This is a genomic window from Methylobacterium sp. WL116 (assembly GCF_008039455.1).
Lineage (GTDB): Bacteria > Pseudomonadota > Alphaproteobacteria > Rhizobiales > Beijerinckiaceae > Methylobacterium.
Genome location: NZ_VRUV01000225.1, coordinates 1 through 7181, shown reverse-complemented (window position 1 = coordinate 7181; position 7181 = coordinate 1). Strand labels below are relative to the sequence as shown.

Genomic DNA, 7181 nt, shown 5'->3' with positions numbered 1-7181 from the left:
CCCCTACGCCCACCTGATCCTGACGCCGGACGCCGCCGCAGGCCGGCGGCCGGAACAGGACCCGCGCAGGCCGAGAAGGCGCGCGAGGTCGACCACCGGAACCGGCTCTCCGCCGAGGTTGAGGAACCCCGCGAGCCAGCCGCCGCAGGCCGGCGGCCGGAACAGGACCGGCAGCGGCAGCACCTCGCCGGCCGCGGATCGCGGCAGCGCGCATGGGGTGCCCGCGACGTCGAGGAGCAGGTAGCTGAGCGAGGCCGTCTCGGGCTGGGCCACCGGCGTTCCGTGCTCTCGCGCTCGTTGGAAGGGGGGACGAGGATCGGTGATAGGCCGGGCGCCGATGCGGGGCAATCGCGCCGCGCGCCGTCGGGCCGGGCTGCGGCAAATGCTTCGCAGAGGCCGGATCCTTCGCGGCGGCCCGGCTCTCCGCCGGAATGCCGTTGACCATCGCCGAGGCCTTCGTTAAGACACCGGTCACTTTTCACGCGGAGCGCCATGCGGGCGGCCCGCGTTGGGCGAGAGATCGATCCCGATGACGACGATCCTTTTCGTAGCGGAAGCGCCACCGACGGGGCGGCCCTGATCTCAGGGCCGCGATCCGGGCGGTGGCGCATGCAGGGTCCCTCGCGGGGCCCTTTTTTGTTGCCCGCGCCGATCGACGACATCGAGACGACGAAGACCAGCAAGGCGAGCAGGAGGAAGACGATGGGCGGCGAGGTCATGACCGGGGCCGAGATGGTCATCCGGGCGTTCCAGGATCAGGGTGTCGACACGCTGTTCGGGTATCCCGGCGGCGCGGTGCTGCCGATCTACGATGCGCTCTTTCACCAGGACGCGGTCAAGCACGTGCTGGTCCGCCACGAGCAGGGCGCCGTGCACGCCGCCGAGGGCTATGCCCGCTCGTCGGGCAAGGTCGGCTGCGTGCTCGTCACCTCGGGTCCCGGCGCCACCAACATCGTCACCGGGCTGACCGACGCGCTGCTCGACTCGATCCCGCTCGTCTGCATCACGGGCCAGGTCCCGACGCACCTGATCGGCACCGACGCGTTCCAGGAATGCGACACGGTCGGCATCACGCGCCACTGCACCAAGCACAACTACCTGGTCAAATCGATCGACGACCTGCCGCGCATCCTGCACGAGGCCTTCTACGTCGCCTCTCACGGCCGCCCCGGCCCCGTCGTCGTCGACCTGCCCAAGGACATCCAGTTCGCGAGCGGGCTCTACGAGCGTCCCTCGGTCGACGGGCACAAGACCTACAAGCCGGCGGTGAAGGGCGATGCGGACAAGATCCGCGCCGCCGTCGAGCTGATGGCGCAGGCGCGCCGCCCGGTCTTCTACACCGGCGGCGGCGTGATCAATTCCGGCCCCGAGGCCTCGCGCCTGCTGCGCGAGCTCGTCGCCGAGACGGGCTATCCGGTCACCTCGACCCTGATGGGCCTGGGCGCCTTCCCGGCCTCCGACGACAGGTTCCTCGGGATGCTGGGGATGCACGGCACCTACGAGGCCAACCTCGCGATGCACGAGTGCGACGTGATGATCTGCGTCGGCGCGCGGTTCGACGACCGCATCACCGGCCGGCTCGACGCGTTCTCGCCGTTCTCGAAGAAGATCCACATCGACGTCGACGCCTCCTCGATCAACAAGGTGGTCAAGGTCGACGTCGGCATCGTCGGCGATTGCGGATCCGTGCTCGCCGACATGCTGGAGGCATGGCGCGCCCTCCCGGCTCAGCCCGAGAAGTCCAACTTCGACGGGTGGTTCGCCAAGATCCGCACCTGGCGGGCGCGCGAGTGCCTCGCCTACTGGCCCTCGGGCACGATCATCAAGCCGCAGCACGCGGTGCAGCGCCTCTACGAGGCGTGCAAGGACCGCGAGACCTACATCACCACCGAGGTCGGCCAGCACCAGATGTGGGCGGCGCAGTACTTCAAGTTCGAGGAGCCGAACCGCTGGATGACGTCGGGCGGCCTCGGCACCATGGGCTACGGCCTGCCCGCGGCCATCGGCACGCAGCTGGCCCATCCCAAGGGCCTGGTCATCGACATCGCGGGCGAAGCCTCGATCCTGATGAACATGCAGGAGCTCTCGACCGCGGTGCAGTACCGCCTGCCGGTCAAGATCTTCATCCTGAACAACGAGTACATGGGCATGGTGCGCCAGTGGCAGGAGCTGCTGCACGGCTCGCGCTACTCGCAGAGCTACTCGGAGAGCCTGCCGGACTTCGTCAAGCTGGCGGAGGCCTACGGCGCCAAGGGCATCCGCTGCGACAAGCCGGGCGACCTCGACGCGTCGATCGCCGCGATGCTCGACTACGACGGGCCGGTCGTGTTCGACTGCATCGTCGACAAGAAGGAGAACTGCTTCCCGATGATCCCGTCGGGCAAGGCGCACAACGAGATGCTGCTCTCCGACTACCTCGGCGAGACCGGCATGGAGATCGGCGACGTGATCTCCGAGGAAGGCAAGATGCTGGTGTAGCCTCTTAGTTGCAGCCCGACCCTGGGGTCGGGCTGCGGTCCGCCGCCTCGGCGGCGACGCGCAGCCGTGCTTGCCTCGCGCCAGGGGTGCGAGACCGCGGATCGAACGAACTGGACGACGAGGACGCGCCCCGCGATGAACGCCATGAACACCCACTACCCCGATGCCGGCCGGATCGAGGCCGTCAACCGGCACACCCTCGCCGTGATCGTCGACAACGAGCCGGGCGTGCTCGCGCGCATCTCCGGGATGTTCTCGGGACGCGGCTACAACATCGAGAGCCTGACGGTGTCGGAGACGGAGGAGGCGCGCCATCTCTCGCGCATCACCATCGTCACCGCCGGCACCAACGCGGTGATCGACCAGATCAAGGCGCAGCTCGACCGCCTCGTGCCGGTGCACCGGGTCGTCGACCTGACCCTCCAGGGCAGCGCGCTTGAGCGCGAGCTCTGCCTGGTGAAGGTGGCGGGGCAGGGCGAGCATCGCGGCGAGGCGCTCCGGCTCGCCGCCGCCTTCGGCGCCAAGACGCTCGACGCGACGCTGACCTCCTTCGTGTTCGAGCTGACCGGCGCGACCGAGGAGATCGACCGCTTCATCCGCCTGATGACCGTGCTCGGCCTCGTCGAGATCTCCCGCACCGGCATCGCCGCGATGGGCCGCGGCGCCGACCCGATGTGACGGATTTCCGACGACGGTGCTAAGGTGCCGTCGCGATGCCGGAGGGCTGGGGATGCGGGCACGGCTCGAACGAAAAGGGGACGACCTCGTCCTCGCGGTGTCGGAAGACGACGTGCGCGAACTCGGGTTGGTGGTCGGCCAGGACGTCGAGATCCATCCTGTCCGGGTCGCATCCGCTTCCGAGCCCGCGCGGCGCTTCGTGAACGGTTTCCCGATCTACACGATGGCCGAGATGGCCGCGGAGATGCGGCGGCTCGGACCCGACTTCGAGCCTCCGACCGTCGATTGGGGGCCGGATGTCGGCTCCGAGATCATCGATGACGACGATCCCCGCTGAACGCATCCTCCGCCCCGGCGACTTGATCCTCGTCGACCTCGATCCTGTCCTTGGGACCGAGCAGCGCGGGCGACGTCCGGCCCTGATCGTTTCGACCCTCGAGATGAACACGCTGACCCGACGGATCATCATCTGCCCGATCACACGGAACCTCGATCCCTGGCCGACGAAAGTTCTCCTGCCCGACGGCGTCGGCGCGGCGGGGGCGATCCTCGTCGATCAGGCTCGCTCGATCGATCGAAAGGCCCGAACGCTCCGGTCTCTCGGAGCCGTTCCCGCCCCCATCCTGCAGGAAGTCCGCTCGAAGCTGGCCGCTCTCATCGGCGTGCGCATCGGCGATGCGGCAGAGACAAGCGCGCGCCCATGACCACCCTCTACTACGCCCCCGGCGCCTGCTCGCTCGCCGCGCACATCGCGCTGGAGGAGGCGGGCGCGCCCTACGACACCGTGCGCCTCGACCTCGCCGCCGGCGACCAGCGCGCGCCGGAATACCTCGCGATCAACGAGCGCGGCCGGGTGCCGGCCCTGGTCGCGGGCGACTGGGTCCTCACCGAGAATTCGGCCATCCTGCGCCACGTCGCCCGCGCGCACCCGGAGGCGAGGCTCTGGCCCGAGGACCTGAAGGCGCAGGCGGTGGCCGACGAGTGGCTGTGCTGGCTCTCGATCAACCATCACCCGGCCTACGCCCATATTCGCCGGCCGGAGCGCTACAGCAACGACGAGGCGGCGCTGCCCGGCATCCGCGCCAAGGCGGCCGACACGTTCGGCGACCTGTGCACGATGACCGAGGTCCGGCTCTCGAACGGCGGCTGGGCTGTGCAGGATCGCTACAGCGTGGTCGACGCCTACCTGATGGTCTTCTGGGTCTGGGCCCGCGGCCCAACGCTGCGGTTCGACATGCCGGCCCGCTTCCCGTCCTGGACCGCCCACGCCCGCACGATGGCCGAGCGGCCGGCCGTGCAGGCCGTCTTCGCCCGCGAGGGCCTGCCGCTTCCCGCCTGACGCGCGCCTGCGACTGGACGCCTTGCGGCCGGCGACGAATCACCCTATCAGGCGAACCGTACGGTACGGTACGGCTCGGCACCCGATGGCAGCAGGCTCGGCGATCCACGACGCGACCCCCTCGGTCCGCCAGCAGGCCGTGTTCGATGCGGTCCTGGACTTGATGGTGGAGGCGGGCGACCAGCTCACCATGGATGCGGTCGCGCGCCGGGCGAGCTGCTCGAAGGAGACGCTGTACAAGTGGTTCCGGGACCGCGACGGCCTGCTGACAGCGACGGTGCAATGGCAGGCCTCGCGCGTGCGTGCCGGGCAGTACGAGGCCCGCGCGCTCGACGTCGCCGCCCTGAGCGAGAGCCTTCGCGATTTCGCGACAACCTGGCTCGGCGTGATCTCGAGCCGGGCCTCGATCGCCCTGAACCGCATTGCCATCGGCGACGCGGCGTCTCGGAAGAGCAACCTCGGCAGCATCGTGCTCGCCAACGGGCGCTTCGCGATCGGCGACCGCCTGAAGCCGGTGCTGGAGGCCGGCCGCGCGGCGGGGCTTCTCGCCTTCGACGACAGCGAGACCGCCTTCCGGACCTTCTTCGGCCTCGTCGGCCGCGACGTGCAGATCAGACTTCTGCTCGGCGATGCGATCGTCTTCGACGCCGCCGAGATCAGACGCGACGCCGCCCGGGCGGTGGAGCAGTTCCTGGCCCTCTACGGCCAGCCCAAGCGCTAACCACAACCCCTTCACGAGAGAGGACACACATCATGCGGGTCTACTACGATCGCGACGCCGACCTGAACCTGATCAAGGGCAAGAAGGTCGTCATCGTCGGCTACGGCAGCCAGGGCCATGCCCACGCGCTCAACCTGCGCGATTCCGGCGTGAAGGACATCGCCATCGCGCTGCGCGAGGGCTCGGCCACCGCCAAGAAGGCGGAAGGCCAGGGCTTCAAGGTGATGTCGGTCGCCGAGGCCGCCAAGTGGGCCGACGTCGTGATGATGCTCACCCCCGACGAGCTGCAGGGCGACATCTACAAGGAGTCGCTGGAGCCGAACATGAAGCAGGGCGCCGCCCTCCTGTTCGCCCACGGCCTCAACGTGCACTTCAACCTGATCGAGCCGCGTCCCGACCTCGACGTGCTGATGGTCGCCCCGAAGGGCCCCGGCCACACGGTCCGCGGCGAGTACCTCAAGGGCGGCGGCGTGCCGACCTTGATCGCCATCGCCCAGGACGCCTCGGGCAACGCCCACGACCTCGGCCTGTCCTACGCTTCGGCCAACGGCGGAGGACGTGCCGGCATCATCGAGACCACCTTCAAGGAAGAGTGCGAGACCGATCTCTTCGGCGAGCAGGCCGTGCTGTGCGGCGGCCTCGTCGAGCTGATCAAGGCCGGCTTCGAGACCCTGGTCGAGGCGGGCTACGCCCCCGAGATGGCCTATTTCGAGTGCCTGCACGAGGTGAAGCTCATCGTCGACCTCATCTACGAGGGCGGCATCGCCAACATGAACTACTCGATCTCGAACACCGCCGAGTACGGCGAGTACGTCACCGGCCCGCGCATCGTCACGTCCGAGACCAAGGCCGAGATGAAGCGCGTCCTGGACGACATCCAGTCGGGCATCTTCACCCGCAACTGGATGCTGGAGAACAAGGTCGGCCAGACCTCGTTCAAGGCCACTCGCGCCAAGCTCGCCCGTCACCCGATCGAGGAGGTCGGCGCCAAGCTCCGCGGGATGATGCCGTGGATCTCCGAGAAGGCGCTGGTCGACAAGACCAAGAACTGATTCTCTTCGGACCTTCGGTCGCGCCGTTCCCGACGACCGTCGACGAGGAAGGCCGGCCCCGTGGAAGCGGGGTCGGCCTTTTTCATGCGCCGGCCAAACGCGGCAATTGCCCGCGCGGACGTTTGAGGGGACAGTGCCGCCGCGAAATTCCGGGACAACTCGGCGACGCAAGGATCGCGGAGGCTCGGCCGGCTCAGGAGGAAACCATGGCCTCGCTCTATTCGGACGCGCACCGCGCGCTCCAGCAGGAATTCAAGACCACCAAGCTCGCCGACCGCCTCGACACCCAATGGGTGCACGAGACGATCCAGGACGACGAGGCGGCCTTCATCGGCTCGCGCGACATGTTCTTCCTGTCGACCGTCGATCCCGACGGCATGCCGACCGTCTCGTACAAGGGCGGCAGCCCCGGCTTCGTGAAGGTGCCGGACGACCACACGCTGGTGTTCCCCGGCTTCGACGGCAACGGGATGTTCTACTCGATGGGCAACATCGAGGGGCAGGCCAAGGTCGGGCTGCTCTTCATCGACTTCGAGACGCCGCACCGCATCCGCGTTCAGGGCACCGCCACGCTGCTGCGCGACGACCCGCTGATGGCGCGCTACACCGAGGCCAAGTACCTCGTGCGCGTCGACGTGGTGAAGATCTGGGTCAACTGCCCGCGCTACATCCACAAGTACGAGAAGGTCGCGCAGAACAAGTACGTCCCGACCCCCGGCAGGGAGACGCCGCTGGCCGCGTGGAAGCGCCTCGATCTCGCCGGCGACGTGATCTCCGACGCGGACAAGGCCCGCGTCGCCAAGGAAGGCCGCCTGGAGGTTCCGGAATACCAGGCGCTGGTCGCCCGCGGCGAGGCTTAGGCCTCAGGCGCCGAGCCGGCGCGCGAGGTCGGCGAGGTCGGCGGCCGCGAAGG

Annotated in this window: 8 protein-coding genes and 1 pseudogene; 8 read left to right on the top strand and 1 reads right to left on the bottom strand. The window is 68.7% G+C overall.

Annotated features, from left to right (window positions below; all coding sequences use genetic code 11):
- Positions 1 to 63: 63 nt before the first annotated feature.
- Positions 64 to 273, bottom strand: a pseudogene (locus tag FV223_RS16155) (chemotaxis protein CheW); the annotation flags it as partial.
- A 429-nt stretch (positions 274 to 702) separates the two neighbouring features.
- On the opposite strand from FV223_RS16155, the gene FV223_RS16150 reads away from it, so the two are divergent.
- From FV223_RS16150 to FV223_RS16115, 8 genes are all read left to right on the top strand, one after another.
- Positions 703 to 2478: an acetolactate synthase 3 large subunit gene (locus tag FV223_RS16150; protein WP_147727994.1), complete on the top strand. Its 1776-nt coding sequence runs from the start codon at positions 703 to 705 to the stop codon at positions 2476 to 2478.
- 135 nt (positions 2479 to 2613) lie between these two features.
- Positions 2614 to 3156, top strand: coding sequence for an acetolactate synthase small subunit (gene ilvN / locus FV223_RS16145; RefSeq protein ID WP_147727992.1), 543 nt, complete (start codon positions 2614 to 2616; stop codon positions 3154 to 3156).
- A gap of 52 nt (positions 3157 to 3208) precedes the next feature.
- On the top strand, positions 3209 to 3493 hold the full coding sequence (locus tag FV223_RS16140; protein WP_147727991.1) for a MazF family transcriptional regulator: 285 nt from the start codon (positions 3209 to 3211) through the stop codon (positions 3491 to 3493).
- Positions 3494 to 3515: 22 nt separating this feature from the next.
- Positions 3516 to 3860 (top strand): type II toxin-antitoxin system PemK/MazF family toxin, encoded by a 345-nt coding sequence (locus FV223_RS16135; protein WP_246687916.1) that lies wholly within the window; start codon positions 3516 to 3518, stop codon positions 3858 to 3860.
- The gene (locus tag FV223_RS16130) at positions 3857 to 4495 is read left to right on the top strand and encodes a glutathione S-transferase (RefSeq protein ID WP_147727989.1); all 639 of its coding nucleotides are present in this window, start codon (positions 3857 to 3859) and stop codon (positions 4493 to 4495) included. The genes FV223_RS16135 and FV223_RS16130 overlap by 4 nt, the downstream gene beginning before the upstream one ends.
- Before the next feature lie 85 nt (positions 4496 to 4580).
- Positions 4581 to 5216, top strand: a complete 636-nt coding sequence (locus tag FV223_RS16125; RefSeq protein ID WP_147727988.1) for a TetR/AcrR family transcriptional regulator C-terminal domain-containing protein — start codon at positions 4581 to 4583, stop codon at positions 5214 to 5216.
- A gap of 32 nt (positions 5217 to 5248) precedes the next feature.
- A complete protein-coding gene (gene ilvC, locus FV223_RS16120; protein ID WP_147727987.1) occupies positions 5249 to 6268 on the top strand; it encodes a ketol-acid reductoisomerase in 1020 nt (339 codons plus the stop codon).
- A gap of 206 nt (positions 6269 to 6474) precedes the next feature.
- Positions 6475 to 7128, top strand: a complete 654-nt coding sequence (locus FV223_RS16115) for a pyridoxamine 5'-phosphate oxidase family protein (protein ID WP_147727986.1) — start codon at positions 6475 to 6477, stop codon at positions 7126 to 7128.
- Positions 7129 to 7181: the final 53 nt, after the last annotated feature.

Excerpts from the sequence above, each read along its gene's own strand:
- FV223_RS16150 (WP_147727994.1), top strand. The coding sequence starts at position 703 with ATGGGCGGCGAGGTCATGACCGGGGCCGAGATGGTCATCCGGGCGTTC.
- ilvN (WP_147727992.1), top strand. The coding sequence starts at position 2,614 with ATGAACGCCATGAACACCCACTACCCCGATGCCGGCCGGATCGAGGCC.
- FV223_RS16140 (WP_147727991.1), top strand. The coding sequence starts at position 3,209 with ATGCGGGCACGGCTCGAACGAAAAGGGGACGACCTCGTCCTCGCGGTG.
- FV223_RS16130 (WP_147727989.1), top strand. The coding sequence starts at position 3,857 with ATGACCACCCTCTACTACGCCCCCGGCGCCTGCTCGCTCGCCGCGCAC.
- FV223_RS16125 (WP_147727988.1), top strand. The coding sequence starts at position 4,581 with ATGGCAGCAGGCTCGGCGATCCACGACGCGACCCCCTCGGTCCGCCAG.
- ilvC (WP_147727987.1), top strand. The coding sequence starts at position 5,249 with ATGCGGGTCTACTACGATCGCGACGCCGACCTGAACCTGATCAAGGGC.
- FV223_RS16115 (WP_147727986.1), top strand. The coding sequence starts at position 6,475 with ATGGCCTCGCTCTATTCGGACGCGCACCGCGCGCTCCAGCAGGAATTC.